Below are 21,748 nucleotides of genomic sequence, written 5' to 3'. Positions count from 1 at the left end.
TGCTCCTCAGTCGGTACGCGGGTCGAGCAGATCACGTAGACCATCGCCCAGCAGATTGAAGGCCAGACTCACGAGCATGATGGCGGCACCGGGAAACGCCACCAGCCACCAGCTTTCGAGCATGTAGCTACGCCCGGTTGAAATCATCGCGCCCCATTCGGGAAGCGGCGGCTGCGCCCCCAGCCCCAGAAAACCGAGCGCCGCGGCGGTCAAAATAACGGTCGCCATGTTCATGGTGAGCCGAACGATCAGCGAAGGCAGGCACATCACCGAGATATAGTGAAACAGAATGCGAAAGGAGGATGCGCCCTGAAGCTGCGCGGCCACGACGTAGTCGGCATTTCTAAACGTCAACGTCTCTGCCCTTGCCAGCCGGGCCACAGGAGGCCAGGCAGTCAACGCGATAGCGATCACCGCATGCTCGAGACCTGGGCCTAGTGCGGCCACGAAAGCCAGCGCCAGTACCAGGCTGGGAAACGAGATGAAGATGTCCGTGATGCGCATGAACGTACTATCGACCCAGCCGCCGAAGTAGCCTGACATGGTACCGATCATCAGGCCGATCGGCCCGACGATGATCGTCACAAGAAAGATGATGTAGAGCGTGACTCGAGAGCCGTACACGACGCGGCTAAAAATATCCCGGCCATATTCGTCGGTACCGAACCAGTGAGCCCAGGAAGGCGCCGACAGCACGCGGGAAAGATCCTGGGTGAGCGGATCATGCGTGGCGATCATGGGAGCGGCAATGGTCAGCACCAAAAGGAGCCCCACGATCACGACACCAGAGGCGCTCAGCGGATTCTTGCAGAGTTTTTTTAACGCTTTGAAAAATAGCGCCCCTTTCGATTGCCCAGGAGCGTGCCTCTCTCTTGCCGGAAAAGGGGCATTCTTCAAGGTCTGGATATTTTTCATTATCGGGTCCTCGGATCGAAGAGCTTGTACAGGGCATCGGACAGCAAGTTCAAGAACACGAAGACAAGCCCGATGAACAGCACGGAGGCCATGACGGCGTTCATGTCGCCCATCAACAGACTATCCGTCAAATACTGCCCAAAGCCTGGCCAGGCAAAGACCGTTTCGATCAGAACGGCACCCTCCAGCAGCCCGCCGTAGGCCAGCGCCACGATTGTGAGTAGCTGAACAAGAATGTTCTTGAAGGCGTGCTTCCAGATGACGCTACGCTCCGACAGCCCCTTGACGCGGGCGGTCTTGATGTACTCCTGAGAAAGCTGCTCCAGCATGAAACTGCGCGTCATGCGGCCGATGAAAGAGACAGAGTTAAGCCCGAGTATCAGCGCCGGTAGCGCGATATGGCGTACTGCGCTGACGAAGGCCTCCCAGTTTCCCGACAGTAGCGTATCGATCAGGTAGAACCCGGTGTACTGTGTGAACATACCGTCGAAGGCGAAGCCGATTCGGCCGGCGGCGCCGGCCCAATTTAGCCAAGCATAGAAAATGATCAGCCCGACCATGCCGACCCAGAACACCGGGGTCGAATAGCCGAAAAGGGTAATGAGCCGGGTGAGGTGATCGCCCAAGCGGCCTCTATGTGTTGCGGCGTACACCCCCAGCGGCACCCCAAGCCCGACGCCGAAGAGAATAGCGACCGAGGCCAACTCGATCGTGGCCGGTAGTACTCGCAGGATATCGCTGACGACCGGGTAGCCAGTAAGGATGGCGCGGCCGAAATCTCCCGAAAGCATGTCCTGCAGGTAGTACTGATACTGAACCCAGATAGGCCGGTCCAGCCCCATCTCGCGAAAAACCTGCTCGTAGGTAGAGGAATCCGCGTCGGGGCCGACCACCGCAAGCACGGGGTCGATGGGCATCAGCCTGCCAATTACGAACGTCATGGTGAGCAGTCCAAGCAGCGTGATCAATATCACACCCACTTTTCTGACAACGCTCAGATAGCGTGATCTTGTCATTGTTTTAACTCCCTATATCGATGACGATTGAATCATTCGAGCCGCTTGGTGACGCTTCTCAACCTTGTCATGGCAGCGGGGTCGTCCAGATAGCCCTCCACTTCCTCTCTGACGGCAACCGTGTTGATCATTTGCGAGAAGGGAAACAGGGCACCAATATCTTCTTCGTAGATCGACTGAACCTCTTCATACAACGCGGTTTGCACCTCGTCATCGGCTTCGGAAACGGCCTGAGTAATCAGCTCATTGATACGCCGGTTCTGATACCCCGTACGCCAGCCCTGAAAGTTGGTTAGCCGTGCGGCATCGGAATTATCCGGATTGAGAAGCAAGGGCCTTAGATTGGAATCCGGGTGCGGAGCAAAGCCACCGCCGCCGCGGCCAACGATAATGTCGAAGCTGCGATCACGCATGGCGCCATAGACCTGATTACCGGTACCGCTGAGTATCTCTGCGTTGATGCCAATTCGTTCGAGGCTGCTTTGCAGGTTGATGGCGACGTTGATGAAAGGAGACTCGTTTAGCGCTCTTATCGTGGTGTTGAAACCATCTTCATAGCCCGCTTCGGCCAGTAGTTCCCTGGCCTGCTCGGTGGTAAGAGCGTAGTCCGGTTCGGGCAGCGTGGCGGGTAGCCCAAGCTTGACGGGCCGCTGATGGAAGATACCGTAATAAGGCATGATGCTATTGTTAATGCCTTCGTAATTGATCGTGCCTCGAATGGCCCTTCTGACCTGTTCATTGGCAAGAATCTCGTTTTTCATGCTGGTCGCCACGTAGTAAAGCGTTCCCCGTTGGGTCGTCTGAATTTCGACACCGTCGCTGTCTTCGAGTGAGCGAATATCCGGCACCGACATGCCGATGGCGACATCGATATCGCCGCGCTCGATCATCAGTCGCATGGTCTGGGACTCTTTCAAATTACGCATGACCACCCGCTGTATTTGCGGCACCTGCCCCCAGTAGCGATCATTGCTCTTCATGATGATTCGATCCTGGGGAATCCACAGATCCAGCTCAAATGCACCGCTTCCCGCCGCGTTCGTGGTGAGCCATTGGTTACCCAGATCGCCATCGCGCTCATGTTCCAGAACGAGATCACGATCGAGGATGAAGGCGCTTGGGCTGGTCGCGAGGGTATACAACACCAGTTTGGGGTCGAGCTGCCGAGGAAAGGCGATTTCGACCTGATAATCGCCGGCCACGGACAAAAGTTCTGAAACATTGTCCTGCGTGAAACCCAGTGCCTTCCAGGTCGTCGCGAGCGCCAGGTTGAGATCCAGTACGCGCTCGAAGCTCCACACCACGTCTTGCGCAGTCAGTGCATTACCCGAGTGAAAGCGAATGTCGTCGCGTAGCGTGAAAGTGATCGCCATACCGTCATCGGCGATCTCCCACTCACTAGCGATCGCCGGCTGAATATGCGTGGGATCCTCGGGGTCCAGCTCGATGAGCGTGTCGTAAAGGTTGGCGTTGACGAACGCGATATCATTACCCGTTGCCGCAGCAGGGTCGAGCGAGAGAATATTGCTCATTTTCAGCGCAATGATGAGCTGGTCGCTTGGCGTATTCGCATGGGCACTCAGGGTCATCGCTATCATGGCTAGACCAAGCACACACCTGATTAAACGGTTCATACCACACTCCAGTACATGTCGTTGGATATGTTTTATCGAACTGGGAATGGCCGGAAGTTTCTCAATGGTGATGACCACGAGCTTGTTATGAATTCCGGCAATCAAAAAAAGAAGACTCGAACTTTCGGGCTTTCGTGGATACGAAATGAAACGTGTTTTTAGGCGGTCTCATGACTGCCAAGCGCTTACCTCCTGAAAATACAAACTTCTTTCTTCCTATCTTGTAATACATAATATGTTTGAACACATTAATAGCTTCTGTTTCACATGACACTCATCCATTAGTCTAGCGACGGCCTATACCATGAAATGTAAACAAGCCATTGCACAAAACCATGTAATGGCCAATGTTCCAGATCTTTCTAAGAAAGCCTGAATGGACCACTTTTCCGGTCCACAAGCTTAATTGAAAGGACTGAGCCACCGGATAGATCAAGACCGTGATTAAGGCGCCCGTCAACGAGCAAAACCGCCCGCTTAGCGTCGAGATCGAAACGCCAAAGTACTTGCCTGAAGTGCCCAAAAGCGTGGTTTCTTGCGTGCCAAAACAGCCGTAAGGTCGAATGAACATCCGGCAGGTGCTGAAAAGAAAAGTTTTACACCTGGTCGCGATACTGCGCGTAGGTGTCGCGGGCGCGGCCAAGGTGCTGCTTCATCGCCTCGAAAGCCGCCTGACCGTCGCGGGCGAGGATCGCCTCGAGGATGCGCGTATGCTCCTGTTGGACGCGTTCCAGATAGCGCTGGGACGAGAGCGGGTTGATTTCACTGCTGACCAGCTTGGCCCGGGGAATCACGCTTTGGCTCCACTGCTCGTAAAAGGATTGAAAGAAGGGATTTTTCGTCGCCCGCGCGATGGCGAAGTGAAAAAGATAATCCTCTTCCCGCGCCTGGGAGCGCGCGGCGCAGGCGTTTTCAAAGGCGCGATGCTGAGTTTCCAGCCGCGCTTTATCGTCGTCGTCATGGCGCAGCGCGGCGTGCTCGGCGGCCGCTGGCTCGATCGCCAGGCGCAGCTCCAACAGATGCAGGATATCCTCGACGGTAGTTGGGTTGATACGCTCGGCGGGCAGCGCCTCGATTTTCGAGGCGCGCAGTACCGAGGTGCCGACGCCCCGGCGGGTTTCGACCAGCCCAAGCGACTTGAGGTGGGTAATGGCTTCGCGAATGACCGTACGGCTAACGCCAAAGGAGTCGCATAGACTATTTTCCGTGGGAAGCTTGTCGCCAACGGCCACCTTTCCCTGAACGATCAGCGCTTCCAACTGATCCGCCACATTAACGGCCAGACTTCCATTTTGGGTCACCCGCTTGACTTTAAACGCTGCTATCTCCGATGTTGGCCTGGCCATACCCGCTATCCGTTCCTTATGATTGGTTATTAGCACTCTAACTTAAAAACGCGGGGCTGTGGCTACTGCGCGTCGTCAGGATGGCCGATGGACGCAAATTTGCCGCCCTGATAGCGCACCGCCGTGTCATTGCCATCGATCCCTTGGTCCTTTGCCTCGGTTTCCTCGCGCCAGGGCTCGGAGCTATCCCGGGGCACCCAGCCCAGAAAGCCTGCATGGGTATTGTCCCACCACTGTTCTGCATTATTCGAGGCGCCGTAAACCACCGTGTGCCCCAGCCGCGGCGTCATGAACGCGCGCTTGAGCAGGCTGACGAAATCGTCGAGGCTGAGCCAGGTCGCCATCATGCGGGTATCTACGGGCTTTTCGAAACAGGAGCCAATACGAACGCTCAGGGTTTCGACGCCGAACTTGTCGTAATACAGACTTGCCAGGTTCTCGCCAAAACACTTGGAAACGCCGTAAAGCGAGTCGGGCCGCTGGGGCACTTGGCTGTCGATGCGTTGATGACGCTCATAAAAGCCGATCGTATGGTTGGAGCTGGCAAACATGATACGCGGCTTGCCGTTAAGGCGCGCCGCCTCATAAAGACTATAGGTCCCGGCGATATTGATGTTCAGGATATCCTGCCACGGACTCTCTACCGACATACCGCCAAGGTGAATAATGCCATCGCAGCCGCGCACCAGCTCCGTCACCGCTTGCGGGTCGCTTAAATCGGCTTGAACGAGCTCCTCATGGGACTCGGCGTTTTCGAGCGGGATGATATCGGAAAGGCGAACGTGGCTTGCAAGCGTTTTTAAATGTGGGCGCAGACTTTTGCCCAAGCCCCCGGCGGCTCCCGTGACCAGTAAACGATTCAACATACCGACTCCTTATAAAATGGTTGTGACGTCAAAGGCAATACACGCGCTGTTCGGCGTTGCCGGGTAGCGCCATGATGCGAACATCACGCGCCCCCGCCAATTGGCGCTATCTAAAAAGACCTGGGAGCGTCAGCGACACAGCCGGGATATAGGTGACCAGCATCAGCGCTACGAACAGCGCCAAAAAGAATGGCCAAATGGTGCGTACCGCGTGCTCAATCTTGATCTTGCCGATCACACAGCCAACGAACAAGCACGCTCCGACTGGCGGCGTACAAAGGCCCAGCCCCAGGTTCATCATCAGGATGATGCCGAACTGGATCGGATCCATGCCGAACTGCATGGCCACGGGCAAAAAGATCGGCGTGCAGATCAGAATCAGCGCCGCCATGTCCATGATCATGCCCAGCAGCAGCAAAATGATGTTGAGCATCAAAAAGATGACCAGCGGCCGATCGGATATGGCCACCAACCCCGTGGTCAGCATCTCCGGCACGTTGTAGAGCGCCAGCAGGTATGAAAACGCCGAGGCGCAGCCGACCAGAATCATGACCAGTGAGGTGGTCTTGACCGACTGGATGACCGCAGCCTTGAAGGAGGCCCAGGTCAGCTCGCGATAGACGAGCCCCGTCACGATGACCGCGTAGATCGCGCCAAAAGCGCCGGACTCGGTCACGGTCAAAATGCCAGATAGCACGCCGCCGACAATGATTACCGCGGTCATTAGCCCCGGAATCGATGCGACCAGACTCAACAGCAGCGCCTGCCACCCTGGAAAGGCTTCGCCCTTGTAGCCGCGCTTCACGGCAACGATATAGGCCGCCACCGCTAGGCTCAAGCACATCAAGATGCCCGGCACGATGCCCGCAATAAAGAGCTGCGTGACCGAAATTCCGCCGCCGGCCGCTACTGCGTAAAGGATCATGTTGTGGCTGGGCGGAATCACCACGCCGGCAACAGAGGAGGTCACCGTGACGTTGACCGCGTAGTCGGCGTCGTAGCCTTTTTCCTTCATCACCGGAATGAGGATGGACCCCAGCGCCGAGGTGTCCGCCACCGCCGAGCCGGAAATACCGCCAAACAGCATGGAGGAACTGATATTGACCATGCCCAGCCCGCCGCGCATCCGCCCGACCATGGCCGAGGCCAGCCGCACCAGACGCGTCGAGATACCGCCGTGCAGCATCAGCTCACCGGCGAAAATGAAAAACGGAATCGCCAGCAGCGAAAAAACCGAAATGCCGGAAAGAATGCGCTGAAAGGCTACGAACAGCGGCAGCCCTTCATAAAGAAATGTGGCGACCGCCGCCAACCCCACGGCAAAAGCGACCGGCGCGCCGGCAACCAGACCCAAAAAGAAGAGTCCGAACAGAATGAAAAGGCCCATGTCAGGTCCTCTCGGTGGAGCGAGGCATTAACCGCTGCAGGATATCTACAGCCGCGAACAGCGCAATAAGGACGCCGCAAATCACCAGCGGCGCGGCGCGATAGCTTTCCGGCAGGCCGATCATGGGGATCGCACGCTGGGTATTGCTCATGACCAGCTGCCACCCTTGAACCGCCATGAATCCGCCGAACACCAGCACGAACAGGTCAGAAATGTGATGCATCAGCCCACGCAAAAGCGGCGGAAAGCTTTCACGAACGAAATCGATATTGAGATGGCTTCGATACCGAACCCCGGCGGCAGCGCCAAGGCAGGTGATGTAGACCACTAGCACCAGCGAGGTCTGCTCGACCCAGGTCGGCGTATCGTTGAGCACGTAGCGCCCGAACACCAGCCAGCCGAACGTCACGATCAAAACGACCAGCATTACGCCCGCCACGCCGACGCAGAGGCCGGCCATTCCATCCAGCGCGCGATCGAGTGAGCCCCTTGAAGCCCGGTCCTTCTGATCGCTTGGCGTTTTAGTTTCTATACTCACGACACCGTTCCTTTTATCTCCCGGCGGCTTGAGCCGCCGGGAGATGATTAAACGAAAGATTACTGCGCGGCGCGTATCTCTTCGATCAGCTCGCCGGTGCCGGGGTTGTTAGCGATGAACTCTTCGTACATCGGCTCCATCAGCGTCTGGAAGGCTTGCTTGTCGTCGACTTCGTTGATCTCGACGCCGGCATCCAGCACAATCTGGCGGCTCTCTTCCGAGCTTTCGACCCACAGCTCACGCTGCATCTCGGAGGCCTTCATGCCCTCGTCGCGAACGATCTCCTGGTCCTCCTCGGAGAGCGCATCCCAGCTCGCCTTGGCCACGCACAAACACTCCGGAATGATCAGGTGCTCGGTGAGCGAGAAGTAGCCGGCGGCTTCGTAGTGGTTGCTGGATTCAAACGACGGATAGTTGTTCTCGGCGCCGTCCAAAACGCCGGTGGTCAAACTTTGATATACCTCGCCGTAGGCCATCGGGGTCGCGTTGCCACCGAGCGCTTCCATCATCTGCACGTAAAGGTCGTTGTTCATGACCCGAATTTTCAGGCCGCGGACGTCTTCAGGCGTGTGAATGGGGCGCTGCGTGTTGTAAAGGCTGCGCGCGCCGGAGTCGAACCAGGAGAGTACGACCAGGCCCTTGTCTTCGAGTGCATCGGCAAAGCGCTCACCGATTTCACCGTCCATGACCGTGTGCATGTGATCGACATCGTTGAACAGAAACGGCAGCGAGAAGACGTTGGTTTCGGGCACGATCGGCCCCATCGGCCCCATGTTGAAGTTGGCGAAATCAAGCGCGCCGTTGCGGGTTTGCTCGATGGCGTCGGACTGATCGCCCAGTACGCCATTATTGTAAACGCGCGGCGACACGCGCCCTTCCGTGCGCTCGTCGACGGCTTCGGCGAACGCTTCCAGCGCTACGGTATTAGGATAGCCATCCGGATGGATATTCCAGCCGCGCCAATCCTCGGCTTGGGCAGAAACGGCGGCGGCCAAAAGTGTGACGCTGGTAAACGCCATGACCGTTTGACGACGGATTAGTGCTGTTTTCATCGCTTGAAACCTCTTGTTATGTCGTTGTTTTTACAGCTTTCATTAAGCGAACTGACACATCAGACGCTCGGCGCAAGTAGGGGTGTGTCCACTTGCCTATCGATACGGACGACTTGCATCAATGATCTTTCTAAAACGTGATTGCACCTGCTGTGATGCCTTCAAAGCCTTTTTTACGAGTTTTTTGAGAACTGTTATAACACCGGCAAAAGCCCATTTTTAAACAGGATTTACTTGCCAGGTTTCTTGCGATACTTTGTAGTACATCATACAAATACTATTGCTCAAATTAGCCAAGATATTTTTTTCGGGCAAGTAGTAAAAAGTCTAAATAGACTAAAGTTTCAAGACCCGGCTCTCTGCGAAAGCAGGCAGTCCAGCCTTCAATAGAGAGCAATAGCTTTTTTTAAATTTTGAAGCTAAAACACTGGCTTTTTAATACGGCTTTGACTCTTTAAAACTCGATTAATCAACTGAGATACATTTATTCCTTTTACTCAATAAGATAGAGATCACTTTGAACCTGTAAGCATTTTTCCCACTAAAAACATGATCGTGTAGTAACGGTCACTAATGATCAGTAAATAAAAACGCCCTATTTAAACAATCTCATTGTAAAAAATTGTCTATATGAAGATCCAACCTTGCGCACGTCGGTGATACGCCCTATATACCAGAGCAAACGAGCCAGCGTGGGTGGTGTCACACAGCGCCACCAGCCTCATTCCGTGCTCTTTGGCAAGCTCAATGGCCCGTTCGGTGGCGTGCAGCGCATTGATGACGCCGATGCCTATGCGCCCATCCAGCACCTCTATCGCGCCGAGCGCATGCACGCTCTCAGGCGATGCGTTCACGTCGACCCAGCCTTTCGTCACGTACTCGATGAACCGGGGAATAAGCCCAATGCCATGGGAGTGGACGCCGTCGCGCGTGCTTTCGGCGTGAAACCGCGCGCAAACACGCCTTGAGCCCCCTTCAACAGCGCTTCTTCGAGCGTATCGCGCAGGGTATCGTATCGAAACTGACATCGGCCATGAGGGCTCTCCTGTGTTCGGACATCGTTATTTTGTCGTCAACCCAAAACGTGGCTTCGCACCACTTTTTCGCTCGATAGAACCTAAAAAGGCCACCCGAAGGTGGCCTTGATACAATCAATCAACGCAAGCTCGGTCTCAAAGCAAGCTCGGTCAAACGCGTTGATTACTGCTCGCGCTTGCCATCCACCAGACGACGCAGCTTGAGCGGATTGTCGTTCTTGATGGCTTCGGGCAGCAGACCTTCCGGCAGGTCCTGATAGCAGACCGGGCGCAGGAAGCGGTGGATCGCGGCGGTACCCACCGAGGTCGTGCGCGAGTCGGATGTGGCCGGGAACGGACCGCCGTGAACCATGGCGTCACACACTTCGACGCCGGTCGGCCAGCCGTTGACCAGAATACGCCCCGCCTTGCGCTCGAGCGTGGGCAGAAGCTTGCGCGCCGCGTCCAGATCCGCATCGTCCATCTGAAGCGTTGCGGTCAGTTGGCCTTCGAGGTGCTCGGCGACCTTCTTGAGCTCGGCTTCGTCGGCACACTCGACCACCAGCGACGTCGAGCCAAAGACTTCGCCCTGTAGCGCTTCGCTTGAGAGGAAATCCTGAGCGCTGGTCTTGAATAGCCCCGCCTGGCACTGGTTGGGGCTTTCGTCCTTCTGCCCACGCGCCACTTCCTGAGCCTTACCGCTCTCCTGCAGGCTCTGTACGCCCTGCTCGTAGGCTTCGAAAATGCCGGGCGTGAGCATGGTTTGCGCGCCGCTTTTCTCGACGGCTTCGCCTGCCGCTTTCAGGAAGGCATCAAGCTCCGGCCCCTTGAGTGCAATGACCAGGCCCGGGTTGGTGCAGAACTGCCCCGCGCCCATATTGAGAGACCCAACGAAGGCCTTGCCCATTTCCTCGCCGCGCGCCTTGAGCGCCGCCGGCAGCGGGAAAACCGGGTTGATCGAGCTCATTTCCGCGTAGAAGGGAATGGGCTCCGGACGCGACTGAGCGGCCTTCCACAGCGCGATACCACCGCTGCGCGAACCGGTGAAGCCGGCCGCCTTGATACGCTCGTCGCTGACCAGCGCAGTGCCGACTTCACGGCCCGAGCCGAACATCAGCGAGAAAACGCCTTCCGGCAGGCCGCACTTCTTCACCGCAGCCTGAATGGCGCGACCGACCAGCTCACCGGTTCCCGGATGAGCCGCGTGCGCCTTGACGATCACCGGGCAGCCCGCAGCGAGTGCAGACGCCGTATCGCCGCCAGCAACGGAGAAGGCCAGCGGGAAGTTGCTGGCACCAAACACCACGACCGGACCCAGCGCGATGTGGCGCTGACGCAAGTCACCACGCGGCATCGGCTGACGATCCGGCATGGCCGGGTCCACGCGAACGTCCAGCCATTCGCCGGCGCGAACCGTCTTGGCGAACATGCGAAGCTGGCCACAGGTACGGCCGCGCTCGCCCTGAATACGTGCCTGGGGTAGTCCGGATTCAGCCACGGCCCGCTCGACGAGCGCATCGCCCAGCGCTTCGATTTCATCAGCGATGGTTTCGAGAAAGACAGCGCGGTCTTCAAGCGATGTTTCCCGATACGCATCGAAAGCATCCCATGCAAGCTGGCAGGCTTGATCTACCTCTGCTTGCGTACCGCCAGCATAGCCAGGCTCCAGCCGCTCATTGGTAGCCGGATTGATGGCCTGAATGGGATCACGAGAGCCCTTGACGGCTTTCTGTCCGATCAGCATTTCACCTGTTAGATTCATCTTGCCTCCTGCGATGAGAGTGGTTTTTCTGGCTGTCTAACGTTTGCATCAGACAACCCAAGCGAGCTCATGATCCTTGCGTCCGAAGACGAAAAGTGTAGCTCACAATCGAACTCGTACGGTTTAGTAGACCCGCACGCTTGTATCAGGCATTGGGTGGCTAATCGCCACCCTGCTCGAACGCGGCGCGCGCCTGACTCGAGCAATAGCTTTGCCAAAATGTCAGCACCAGCAATCCAACCGCCACGGCCACAAACGCCAACCCAAAAGGTTTAGCAATCCGGACGCAGAACGAGCAGTGCCCGGGGCATCAACGTTTAGCGAACCAGCGCTGGGCGCTTGGGATCAAATGTCCATCCGTCGATCAGGTACTGCATGGCGGTGGCGTCGTTGCGGCCACCAGCGGGCAGGCTGCGATAGAGCGCGTGAGCTTTCTCGATTTCGGCCATGTCGATATCGATTCCAAGGCCCGGCGCATCGGTGACCGCGACCTGGCCATTTTTGATTTCCGGCGGATTGTGGGTCAGCCGCGCGTCGCCTTCCTGCCAAATCCAGTGAGTATCCAGCGCCGTCGTGCGACCGACCGCCGCCGCCCCCACGTGGGCGAACATGGCCAGCGAAATATCGAAATGGTTGTTGGAGTGGGAGCCCCAGGTCATGCCATGGTCCTGGCAGAGCTGAGAGACGCGCACCGCGCCAGACAGCGTCCAGAAGTGCGGATCCGCCAGCGGTATATCGACCGAGCGCAGCATTAGCGCGTGCGCCATTTCACGCCAGTTTGTCGCGACCATGTTGGTGGCCACCGGTAGGCCGGTCGCATGGCGGAACTCGGCTAAAATCTCGCGGCCCGAGAACCCCTGCTCCGCCCCGCACGGGTCTTCGGCGTAGGCAATCACGCCGTGCAGGTTCTTGCACAGGCTGATCGCTTGCTGGAGTGACCAGGCACCGTTGGGGTCGATGGTGGTACGCGCCTCGGGAAATGCGTTGTGGAGCGCCGTGACCGCCTCGATCTCCTGCTCGCCGTGAAGCGCCCCGCCCTTGAGCTTGAAATCCTTGAAGCCGTACCGGTCATGAGCTGCTTGTGCGAGCTCGATGACCGACTGCGGGGTCATGGCCGCTTCGTCGCGCAGGCGATACCAATCGTGCGTCGCCCCGTCGGTGCCCCGCCGAAAATCCAGCGGTGTCGAGTGGCCCTCGCCGATAAAAAAGAGATAGCCCAGCACATCGACCGCGTCGCGCTGCTTGCCGTTGCCCAAGAGCTCAGCCACAGGCACGCCCAAAAACTTGCCCATCAAGTCCAGCAAGGCAGCTTCAAGGGCGGCGACGGCGTTGACGCGAAGCTCGAACGTCCAGGAGCCCTTGCCGAAATCCTCAAAGTCAGCGCTCTGGCCGTCACGGTTGAGCGAGGCGACCAGCGAGCGAAGCTTGCCAAGGGACTGGCCCACGACCAGCTCGCGCGATTTCTCCAGCGACTGTTGGATCGTATCGCCACCGGGTGCTTCACCCACGCCGACGTTGCCGGCACTATCCGTGAGGATAATCAGATTACGAGTGAAGTACGGCGAGTGGGCGCCACCGATATTGAGCAGCATGCTGTCACGCCCGGCAATGGGGATGACACGCATGTCGGTGATCGTGGGCGTATTTGGGGTGGGCATACACGTCTCCACCGGGCCATGTAGCATGGACCGTCATTTTGCACTCGCCGGGCAAGACCGGGCAGGCGGCGTTACCCGGCGAGCTTTTTAAACGCTTAAAGCGACTTGGCCTTCTCGACGAGCTTTCTCAGCTGATTCACTTGATCGCCGTTGGGCATGGTCAGCGGCGCACGTACGCGGCCACCGGGATAGCCCACGATGTCAGCGCCGGCCTTGATCAGGCTCACCGCGTAGCCAGGCGTGGTGTCGCGCAGCGTAACGAAAGGAATGAAGAACTCGCGCGTGGCCTTGGCAACGAACTCGCTGTCGCCCTGACGCAGCGCCTTGTAGAACTTGACGGCCATATCGGGCACGAAGTTGAAGACCGCAGACGAGTAGGTGCTGACGCCGATCGCCAGGTACGCTTCGGCGATGATTTCGGCCGTCGGCACGCCACCGACGTAGCCCAAGCGGTCGCCCAGCGTTTTGATGGTGATGTTGAGCGCCTGCATGTCGCCCTTGCCATCTTTCAAACCGATCAGGTTGTCGCACTGGTCGGCCAGCGATTTGACGGCGTTGACGTTCAAATAGCCGTTGGCGCGGTTGTAATAGATAACGCCAAGGTCCGTCGACTGGCAGACGCTTGCCGCGTACTCAACGATGCCTTCCTGAGAGCACTCTGTCAGGTAAGGAGGCATCAGCAGAATGCCGTCGGCGCCGGCTTCCTGAGCGATTTTCGCGTGCTGCTGGGCAAGCTCGGCGCTTTGGCCGGCGCTGGCGATAATCGGCACGTGGCCGCCGATCGTCTCGACCGCGACTTCGACGATTTCACGGAACTCGTCCAAGGTAATATTGAAAAACTCACCGGTACCGCCAGCCACGAACAGCGCGGAGACTTCGTACTCCTTCAGCCACAGCAAGCGCTTGCGATAGCTGTCGGCATCGAATTTGCCGTTGGCATCGAAATCGGTCACCGGAAATGACAGCAGGCCATCGGTAATGGAGGCTTTAAGCTCTTGTTTAGAAAAATTCATTACAAATCCTCTTGTTAGTTTAGCAAGCTGACGGTGGTGCAGTGCCCCGACGCAGAGCGCTTAAAACCAGGCAGTAGCAGTATATAAATTCATATTGTCATACATCATACAAATACGCCTCTAGACTTTAGGCTAAGCTTTTACAAGCTTAAAATGACCTGTAAATAGTCTTCAGATTTACCGGGCGGCCGCTTTTAAATGCAGCCTTGAGCGCTTTTATAATTTTTACCGGATGACGCTAACATATAAAAATAAGAGCCAAACAGACATTGAACGCCTAATGGCCCTTACACTTACCTTATAAAAACTCGCTTGTTAGCGAACCAGCGCCGGGCGCTTGGGATCGAACTCCCAGCCCGCCACCAGGTACTGCATCGCCATGGCGTCGTTGCGCTGGGTCACGTCCAGAGATTTGTAGAGTCGATGCGCTTGCATCAGCTTCTCTTCGTCGAGCTCGACCCCGAGGCCCGGCGTTGACGGCACCCTCAGCTTGCCGTCGCGAATCAGGAACGGCTCTTTAGTGATGCGCTGGCCGTCCTGCCAGATCCAGTGAGTGTCGATGGCGGTGATCTCGCCGGGGCAGGCTGCGGCCACGTGAGTCATCATGGCCAGCGAAATATCGAAGTGGTTGTTGCTGTGCGAGCCCCAAGTCATGCCCCACTCGTTGCAAAGCTCACCGACCATGACCGCACCCTGCATGGTCCAGAAGTGGCAGTCAGCCAGCGGAATGTCGACGGCGTTGAGCTGAACGGCGTACTGCAGCTGTTTGAAATCCGTCGCGATCATGTTGGTCGCGGTCGGCAGACCCGTGCGCTTTTTGAACTCGGCCATGGTTTCCCGGCCGGAGTAGCTCTCTTCCTGACCGCAGGGGTCCTCGGCATAGCTCAGAAGATGCTTGATCGGGTCCAGCACCCGTACGGCCTCATCCAGCTTCCATGCACCGTTCGGGTCGAGCGTCAAGCGCGCTTCCGGGAACGCATCGTGCAGCGCGCGGATGCAGTCCGCCTCTTCCTCGCCCCTGAGCACGCCACCCTTGAGTTTGAAGTCCTTGAAGCCGTAGCGATCGAACGCCGCCTTGGCCAGGTTCGCGACTGCGTCCGGCGTGAGTGCCTCCTGGTAGCGCACTTCGTCCCAGGCATCTTTCGGGTCGGTCGCTTTTGGGTAGGGCAAGTCCGTCTTGCCCGGGTCACCAAGCAAAAACAGATAGCCAAGCGCCTCGACTTCATCGCGCTGACGGCCGTACTGACCCAATAGATCCGCCACCGGCAGGCCCACCGCCTGGCCGTAAAGGTCCAAAAGCGCCGACTCGAGCCCGGTGATGACGTGAACCGCCACGCGCAGATCGAACGTTTGGCGACCGCGCTCTTCGCGTCCGTTTTTTGAAAGCGCCACGCGGGCACTGTTCAGCGTCTGTTTGAACGCGTTGATGGTCGAGCCCTCAACGATATCGCGACACTGCTCCAGCCCCTTGAGAATGCCTTCGCTTGAAGGGATCTCCCCTACCCCTTTGTTACCCGCATCGTCTTCAAGAATCACAACGCAGCGAATAAACCAGGGCGCGTGGCCACCGCTGAGGTTAAGCAGAAAACCATCGTAGCCGGCAACCGGGACGACCTTCATTGATTTGATTTTGGGAAACATGACGATTGACTCTCTTGTTAGAACCAGAAGAAACGATAAAAGGTGTTTAGGTAACCGGCGCCGGGTTGAAAAGCACCAGGTCGTTGTGAATGCCGAGCCTGTCCGCGGCGGCCTGTTTACGGCCGCTGGCGACATCGAGGATCAGATGGAAAAGCTCCCAGCCCAGATCTTCGATACTGGCCTCGCCGGTAGCGACACGCCCGGCATCCAGGTCGATGATATCGTGCCAGCGGCGCGCCAGATGCGAGTTGGTCGCGACCTTGAGCACGGGCACCATGGCAAGCCCATAAGGCGTACCGCGCCCGGTAGTGAAGACCTGCAGGTTCATGCCGGCGGCCAGCTGGAGCGTGCCGCAGATGAAGTCGCTGGCCGGCGTGGCCGCAAAGGTAAGCCCCTTGCGCCGCAGGCGCTCCCCCGGGCCGATGACGTCAACAATCGGCGAATTACCGGACTTGATGACCGAGCCCAACGCCTTCTCGACCACGTTGCTCAAACCGCCCTTCTTGTTGCCCGGGGACGGGTTGGCGCTACGATCGGCCTGGCCTTGTAATAGATAGTCGTCGTACCAGGACATTTGATCGATCAGCGCCTGGCCGACCTCGCGGTCGATGGCGCGCGGGGTCAGCAGGTGAATGGCGTCACGCACCTCGGTCACTTCCGAGAACATGACGCTGCCGCCGGCGCGTACGATCAGATCCGTGGCAAAGCCCACCGCCGGGTTGGCCGTTACGCCGGAAAAAGCGTCGCTGCCGCCGCACTGCATACCAACCGCCAATTCCGAGGCCGGGCAGGTTTCGCGGCGTCGCTTGTTCAAGCGCTCGAGATGGCGCTCGGCCATGGCCAGAATGCCGTCGACCATCTCGCCAAAGCCTTCAAAGCTCTCGTCCTGCATACTCAGCACGTTGGCGTCGGGGTCGGCGGCTTCGGTATTTTCGTAAATCTTGACCGGCCGGTCTTCGAGCAGCGTCGAGGGCTGGAGTTTTTCACAGCCAAGCCCGATCACCATGATCTCGTTGCCAAAGTTGGGGTTAAGCGCGATGTTCTTTAGCGTACGAATGGGGACGATCGCGGCCGGTGCGTTGATCGCCACGCCGCAGCCGTAGCTGTGGTTGAGCCCGACCACATCATCGACGTTGGGAAAGCGCGGTAACAGCTCGCGCTTGATCCGCCCGACCACGTACTCCACCGTGCCGGCAACGCACTGAACGCTGGTGGTAATGCCCAGCACGTTCTTGGTGCCGACGCTGCCGTCGGGGTTGCGAAAGCCCTCGAAGGTATAGCCTTCGAGCGGCTCCTGCGCCGGGGGCTCGCGCGTTGCCAGCGGCAGCTCCTCGAGCGCCGGGGCGATCGGCAGACGCACATTGTGCTCGTTGACGTGCGCGCCGCGCTCGATCGCCACAACCGCGGTGCCGATCACTTCGCCGTAGCGCAGAATGTCATCGTTTTGCTCGATCGGCCTGAGCGCCACCTTGTGGCCCTGCGGGATCGGCATGGTGGTGGTGCAGTCGTCGTTGATTCTCACACCCGCCTCGAGGCCGCCGTGCTCGATCACGATGGCAACGTTGTCGCTCGGGTGTACCTGAATCACGCGTGAATTAGTCGTTACGAGAGTCATGATGCGCTCCTGAATCGGTGTGCGAAGGGTCATGCATTTGACTCAGCTCCACTTTCTGCCGGGCGCGGGACTTGAAGCCCATCACGATGGCAAACAGCACGGAAGCGGCGATCAGTCCCCAGAGCACCATAGCGATGGGGCTCTTGGTGAAGAAGATGCTGTAGGTGCCAAAGGATTCCAGGCTCTTGACGAAATAGACTTCCGCCTGGCTACCCAGAATGAACCCGATGATCAGAGGCGCCACTTCAAGCCCGATCTTCTGAATCAGATAGCCCAGCACGCCAAAGATCAGCAGTGTCCAGACATCGAACATGATGCCGTAGTTGATGGCATACGCCCCGACCACGCACATCATCACGATAAGCGGGTACAGAATATGCTTGGGCACCATCACCACCTTGGCGATGTGCTTGATGGCAAAGAACATCAGCCCGAACATGATGAAGTTCGCCAGCACCAGCGCCGTCATCATGACGTACCAGGTGTCGTGGTTTTCCGGAATGAACAGCGGCCCGACCTGGATGCCCTGAAGCGTAAAGGCGCCGATCAAAACGGCAGTGGTGGAGTCGCCCGGAATACCCAGCGACAAAAGCGGAATCAAGGCGCCGCCGGTCAGCGCGTTATTGGCCGACTCTGATGCAATCAGGCCCTGCGGGGCGCCCTTGCCCATTTGCGAAGAGTCCTTCGCCAGGTTCTTTTCCTGGGTGTAGGCGAGTACGGACGCCGCGCTGCCACCCACGCCCGGCAGCATGCCGACGAAGGTGCCGATGAACGAGGAGCGCGTCAGGTTAGTGAAGCTGCCCTTGAAAATCGATAACGAGAAGCCGCCTTCCTTGCCGATCTTGATGCGCTCACCGGCCATATCGCGCTTCACGCCCTTTTCCGCCTCGAGCAAAATGGTGGAGATACCGAAAATACCGATCAGCACGGGCAGCAGTGAAAAGCCCTCGAACAGGTACGGCTCCATGAAATCGAACATCAGTCGTGTGTGGCCGTTGCCGCCGTCGGAGACGCTGTAATCGCCGATCAGGCTAAGCCAAATACCAATCACGCCGCTGAAGATGCCGATCAGCATGCTGCTGGACAGCGAGGCGATGACGGAAAGCGCCAGCAAAATGATGAGAAACTTCTCCACGTAGGAGAACTTGATCGAAAAGTCGGCCAGAAGCGGGGCAAACAAGAAAAGCACCAGCGCGCTGACGAGCCCACCGACCAATGAGGCGATCACGCAGACGCGCAGCGCTTTTTCACCTTCGCCCTTCTGGGCCATGGGGTAGCCATCGAAGGTGGTGGTGATCGAGGACGGCGTGCCGGGAATATTCAACAGCACCGCTGGAACCATGCCGCCGGAAATACCGCCGACGTAAAGGCCCAGCAGCAGTGCCAGCCCGTGATTCAAGCCCAACGCATAGGTCAGCGGCAAACAAACGGCCACCGCCATGGTGGCGGTCATGCCCGGAATCGCGCCAAAGATGATACCCACGAGGGTGCCAAAGCTGACGAGCATTAAAAAGGAGAGATCGATAAAGGTTAGAAATTCCATGGCGATATACCCGCTCCGGTCACGGCAGAGTAATGGTGAAGAGCTTGGCGAGCACGAACCAGGCAAGCGTCGGCGCGACAATGGCATTGATCACGACGATGATGAGCGCTTTTTTCGTCCACTCGTGGAGATACATCAGTGACATGGCCAGCACAAAGGCCATCGACACGAACAAAAAGCCGTACCCGGTATAGGGAAACAGATCGCCGACCACGGCCATCAGGTAGAAGTAGGCACTGATCAGCGCCAGCGTGCCGAAAAAGCGCGCGGAATCTCTCGACTCTCCGATAATCGGCAGCGTGCGTTCTCCGCGTTTGACGGCGGCCAAAAAAGGCACCACTTTCGTGACCAGAATGAGCGCGAATAGCCCGGCCAATACCCAGTGAACGATGTGGGGGAAAAACAGGTGCGACGTTTCGAAGTCGATCGAAACGCTCAACGGATCTGACGCCATAACGGCTCCAAGAACGTAAACTCGGCGCGCGCCGGGCTCTCGGGAGCAAGTCCGCCACGCGCCTAGTTGGGGAGGAGCGACCGGTGGACAGGCCCACCGGTCACCGTTTGCTTAATCGAGGTTGCTGATGATCTCTTCGTAGCGCGACATCTTCTCTTGCAGATACTCGGAGGCTTCAGCGGAAGGCTTGAAATCGGGGATGAAGAAAGCGTCCAGCTGCGCTTGCTGAATCTCGCCTTCGTCGTAGATCTCGGCCAGCGCTTCGTCGATCTGATCGACGATGCCCTGATCCATGTCCTTGTTGTAAAGGAAGAAGAACTCTTTATCGAAGGTGAAGTTTTCGTCATCGCCCATGGAGACCGTCACGTTGGGCTCGACGTACTCCAGAAGCTGTTCGCGACTTGTTTGACCCAGCCCCTCTTCCGGCGCCTGTTCGATGGTGTCCTGACGCGCCGTCAGCCAGATAAAGCGCATCGCTTTCTGGTCGTCTTCGGGCAGACGCGTGTACTGCTCGTTGGCCTGAACGCTGCCGTTGATGATATCGGCCTGGCCATCGAACAGCTGCTGGTTCTTGTCGGACTGAGAGCCGGTATTGACGGCAACCAGATTCTCTTCCTGGCCAGGATACTCGATTGCGATCGCGTTTTTAAGCGCGCTGTAACCGATCTCTGAAACGCCGCCGGGCTGAATGGCCACGCGCACGGTTTCGCCGTTACCTACCGCCTCGACGACATCGTCGAGCGTCTGGTAGGGCGAGTCCATGGGCACCAGGTAAGCATTGCCGGGGTTGATGGCGATCGTCGGCCCAACGGTGTAGTTCTCGAAAACGTCGTCGTAGCCTTCGACGCCGTAGAGATAGCCAAGGTAGGACTGATCATGAAAAATCATCAGGGTATTGCCCCGAGAATCCCTGTCCAGCGTGCGAAACGCAGAGCTTGCGCCAACGGCATCGACTTTCATGTTCAAACCGAGATGCTCGGCCAGCCGGTCGACCACGATGCTGGCGTTTTGGTAAGTGTCGCCCCCGGTCGAGGTCGACCCGATCACGACACGGACGTTGCCGCGCAGCTGGGCATCCTGGGCCATGGCGACACTGGAGCTAAGGGCGAGCCCTGTCATAAGACCAGCGACACTAACACTCATCAGCGTTTTTTTGGTTAGCATAAGCGTACCTTTTGCGTTCATAGTGAGTTGTTGCTTTAAAGAGAACGGCTCTTCGGCTTAAGGCCCTTGGCGACCTTCGACCACCTTCTGGTTAACAACGTCTGGCGTACGTCAGGCGGTACTTTAGAAGCTATTAATAATACATCATACAAGTAGAAGATTAAGAACAAGCAAGAAGCGGAGCAAGCGTAAAAACCGAAAACGCGACCAAAGTTTAATCCCTGATTAACGTTAAACGGTAAAAAGACGAAGTTTGGTTCTAAAAACCGAATCAGGCTTTATTTATAGAGGCATCAAGAGGATCGCTACGCTAAAGGTTCAGAACCAAATCCTCGCGAAAGCGATAACGGCCCACCTCCTCCGGATACCCGCCTGGATTTGCCACCACCCGCGTTCCTTCCTGTACCAGATCCACAGGCTCATGCACGTGGCCGTGAATCCAGAGATCCATGCGCCCCATTAGCCCCGCCAAGTGCGAAGCGAACGCCGGGGAGAGCACATCGCCGACGTATTGCAGGGGAATGCAGTCGCGAAGCGGCGCGTGGTGGCTTATGACCACGCGCGGGCCCTCAAAAGGTTCGTTGAGCGCCTGGGTTAGCCAGTCGAGCGCCTCGCGGTGAAGCGCCTGGCTCGCCTCGGGGGTGAAAACCTCGCCCTGCCCGTCGGTGATGATCTGATAGTCCGACATCAGCCGGCGGGCTTTTTCCGCGCACGCGTCGAAATTGCGGGCGGGATTCTCCGCGTACAGGTTGAAATCGGTCCAGAGCGTGGTGCCGTAAAAGCGCACGCCCCCCAGGGTGACCGCGCGGTTGTCCAATAGCTCGATGCCCAGGCACCTGGCTTCGCAGGCCAGGGTCTGGCGGTGCTCGGTCAGGTGGGTGTCGTAGAACTCGTGGTTGCCGGGCACGTAGAGGATGGGCAGCTCGGGAAAGCGCGTCCGCGCCCACCCAAGGCCTTCGGCGGCGCGGTGGATGTCGCCGGCGAGCAATAGGGCGTCCGCCTCGACGTCGGGAATTACCCGCCCGCCGGGAAAGTGCTCGAGGTGCAGATCCGAGAGTACGTGCAGACGCATGGCGTATCCTTGAGATGGCTGCCCGCCCGTTTTGACGCGGGCGGGCCTGATGCTGA

At 57.8% G+C, this 21,748-nt stretch carries 18 protein-coding genes; all 18 read right to left on the bottom strand.

Annotated features, from left to right (window positions below):
• Positions 1 to 6: 6 nt before the first annotated feature.
• Complete coding sequence (gene nikC, locus MQW23_RS03775; protein WP_264297469.1) at positions 7 to 915, bottom strand: nickel transporter permease; 909 nt, start codon at positions 913 to 915, stop codon at positions 7 to 9.
• Positions 915 to 1,931 (bottom strand): ABC transporter permease, encoded by a 1,017-nt coding sequence (locus tag MQW23_RS03770; protein WP_252106479.1) that lies wholly within the window; start codon positions 1,929 to 1,931, stop codon positions 915 to 917. The genes nikC and MQW23_RS03770 overlap by 1 nt, the downstream gene beginning before the upstream one ends.
• 32 nt (positions 1,932 to 1,963) lie before the next feature.
• Positions 1,964 to 3,529: an ABC transporter substrate-binding protein gene (locus tag MQW23_RS03765; RefSeq protein WP_252106478.1), complete on the bottom strand. Its 1,566-nt coding sequence runs from the start codon at positions 3,527 to 3,529 to the stop codon at positions 1,964 to 1,966.
• Between the two features lie 632 nt (positions 3,530 to 4,161).
• Positions 4,162 to 4,911 (bottom strand): FadR/GntR family transcriptional regulator, encoded by a 750-nt coding sequence (locus MQW23_RS03760; protein ID WP_252106477.1) that lies wholly within the window; start codon positions 4,909 to 4,911, stop codon positions 4,162 to 4,164.
• Positions 4,912 to 4,973: 62 nt separating this feature from the next.
• The gene (locus tag MQW23_RS03755) at positions 4,974 to 5,777 is read right to left on the bottom strand and encodes an NAD-dependent epimerase/dehydratase family protein (protein ID WP_252106476.1); all 804 of its coding nucleotides are present in this window, start codon (positions 5,775 to 5,777) and stop codon (positions 4,974 to 4,976) included.
• Positions 5,778 to 5,883: 106 nt separating this feature from the next.
• Positions 5,884 to 7,164, bottom strand: coding sequence for a TRAP transporter large permease (locus MQW23_RS03750; protein ID WP_252106475.1), 1,281 nt, complete (start codon positions 7,162 to 7,164; stop codon positions 5,884 to 5,886).
• 1 nt (position 7,165) lies between these two features.
• On the bottom strand, positions 7,166 to 7,702 hold the full coding sequence (locus tag MQW23_RS03745) for a TRAP transporter small permease (RefSeq protein ID WP_252106474.1): 537 nt from the start codon (positions 7,700 to 7,702) through the stop codon (positions 7,166 to 7,168).
• Between the two features lie 59 nt (positions 7,703 to 7,761).
• Entirely contained in the window at positions 7,762 to 8,754 is a 993-nt protein-coding gene (locus MQW23_RS03740) for a TRAP transporter substrate-binding protein (protein WP_252106473.1), read from the bottom strand.
• A gap of 626 nt (positions 8,755 to 9,380) precedes the next feature.
• Positions 9,381 to 9,782: an Ldh family oxidoreductase gene (locus MQW23_RS03735; protein WP_252106472.1), complete on the bottom strand. Its 402-nt coding sequence runs from the start codon at positions 9,780 to 9,782 to the stop codon at positions 9,381 to 9,383.
• A gap of 172 nt (positions 9,783 to 9,954) precedes the next feature.
• Positions 9,955 to 11,532 (bottom strand): aldehyde dehydrogenase (NADP(+)), encoded by a 1,578-nt coding sequence (locus MQW23_RS03730; RefSeq protein ID WP_252106471.1) that lies wholly within the window; start codon positions 11,530 to 11,532, stop codon positions 9,955 to 9,957.
• 317 nt (positions 11,533 to 11,849) lie between these two features.
• On the bottom strand, positions 11,850 to 13,190 hold the full coding sequence (locus tag MQW23_RS03725; protein WP_252106470.1) for an enolase C-terminal domain-like protein: 1,341 nt from the start codon (positions 13,188 to 13,190) through the stop codon (positions 11,850 to 11,852).
• Positions 13,191 to 13,285: 95 nt separating this feature from the next.
• Positions 13,286 to 14,203, bottom strand: coding sequence for a 5-dehydro-4-deoxyglucarate dehydratase (kdgD, locus tag MQW23_RS03720; RefSeq protein ID WP_252106469.1), 918 nt, complete (start codon positions 14,201 to 14,203; stop codon positions 13,286 to 13,288).
• A gap of 315 nt (positions 14,204 to 14,518) precedes the next feature.
• Positions 14,519 to 15,844 (bottom strand): enolase C-terminal domain-like protein, encoded by a 1,326-nt coding sequence (locus tag MQW23_RS03715; protein WP_252106468.1) that lies wholly within the window; start codon positions 15,842 to 15,844, stop codon positions 14,519 to 14,521.
• Between the two features lie 46 nt (positions 15,845 to 15,890).
• Complete coding sequence (gene garD, locus MQW23_RS03710) at positions 15,891 to 17,459, bottom strand: galactarate dehydratase (RefSeq protein ID WP_252106467.1); 1,569 nt, start codon at positions 17,457 to 17,459, stop codon at positions 15,891 to 15,893.
• A complete protein-coding gene (locus tag MQW23_RS03705) occupies positions 17,440 to 19,002 on the bottom strand; it encodes a tripartite tricarboxylate transporter permease (protein WP_252106466.1) in 1,563 nt (520 codons plus the stop codon). Before MQW23_RS03705 ends, garD begins: the two co-directional genes overlap by 20 nt.
• 19 nt (positions 19,003 to 19,021) lie before the next feature.
• Positions 19,022 to 19,456, bottom strand: a complete 435-nt coding sequence (locus MQW23_RS03700) for a tripartite tricarboxylate transporter (protein WP_252106465.1) — start codon at positions 19,454 to 19,456, stop codon at positions 19,022 to 19,024.
• A gap of 111 nt (positions 19,457 to 19,567) precedes the next feature.
• Positions 19,568 to 20,620 (bottom strand): type 2 periplasmic-binding domain-containing protein, encoded by a 1,053-nt coding sequence (locus MQW23_RS03695; protein ID WP_252106464.1) that lies wholly within the window; start codon positions 20,618 to 20,620, stop codon positions 19,568 to 19,570.
• A 310-nt stretch (positions 20,621 to 20,930) separates the two neighbouring features.
• Entirely contained in the window at positions 20,931 to 21,692 is a 762-nt protein-coding gene (locus MQW23_RS03690; RefSeq protein WP_252106463.1) for a metallophosphoesterase, read from the bottom strand.
• Positions 21,693 to 21,748: the final 56 nt, after the last annotated feature.

This window comes from Halomonas sp. S3-1-1 (genome assembly GCF_023757625.1).
In the GTDB taxonomy this organism is placed as follows: Bacteria; Pseudomonadota; Gammaproteobacteria; order Pseudomonadales; family Halomonadaceae; genus Vreelandella.
Note: the sequence above shows the minus strand (reverse complement) of the source record. Positions and strands in the feature narration are given on the sequence as shown.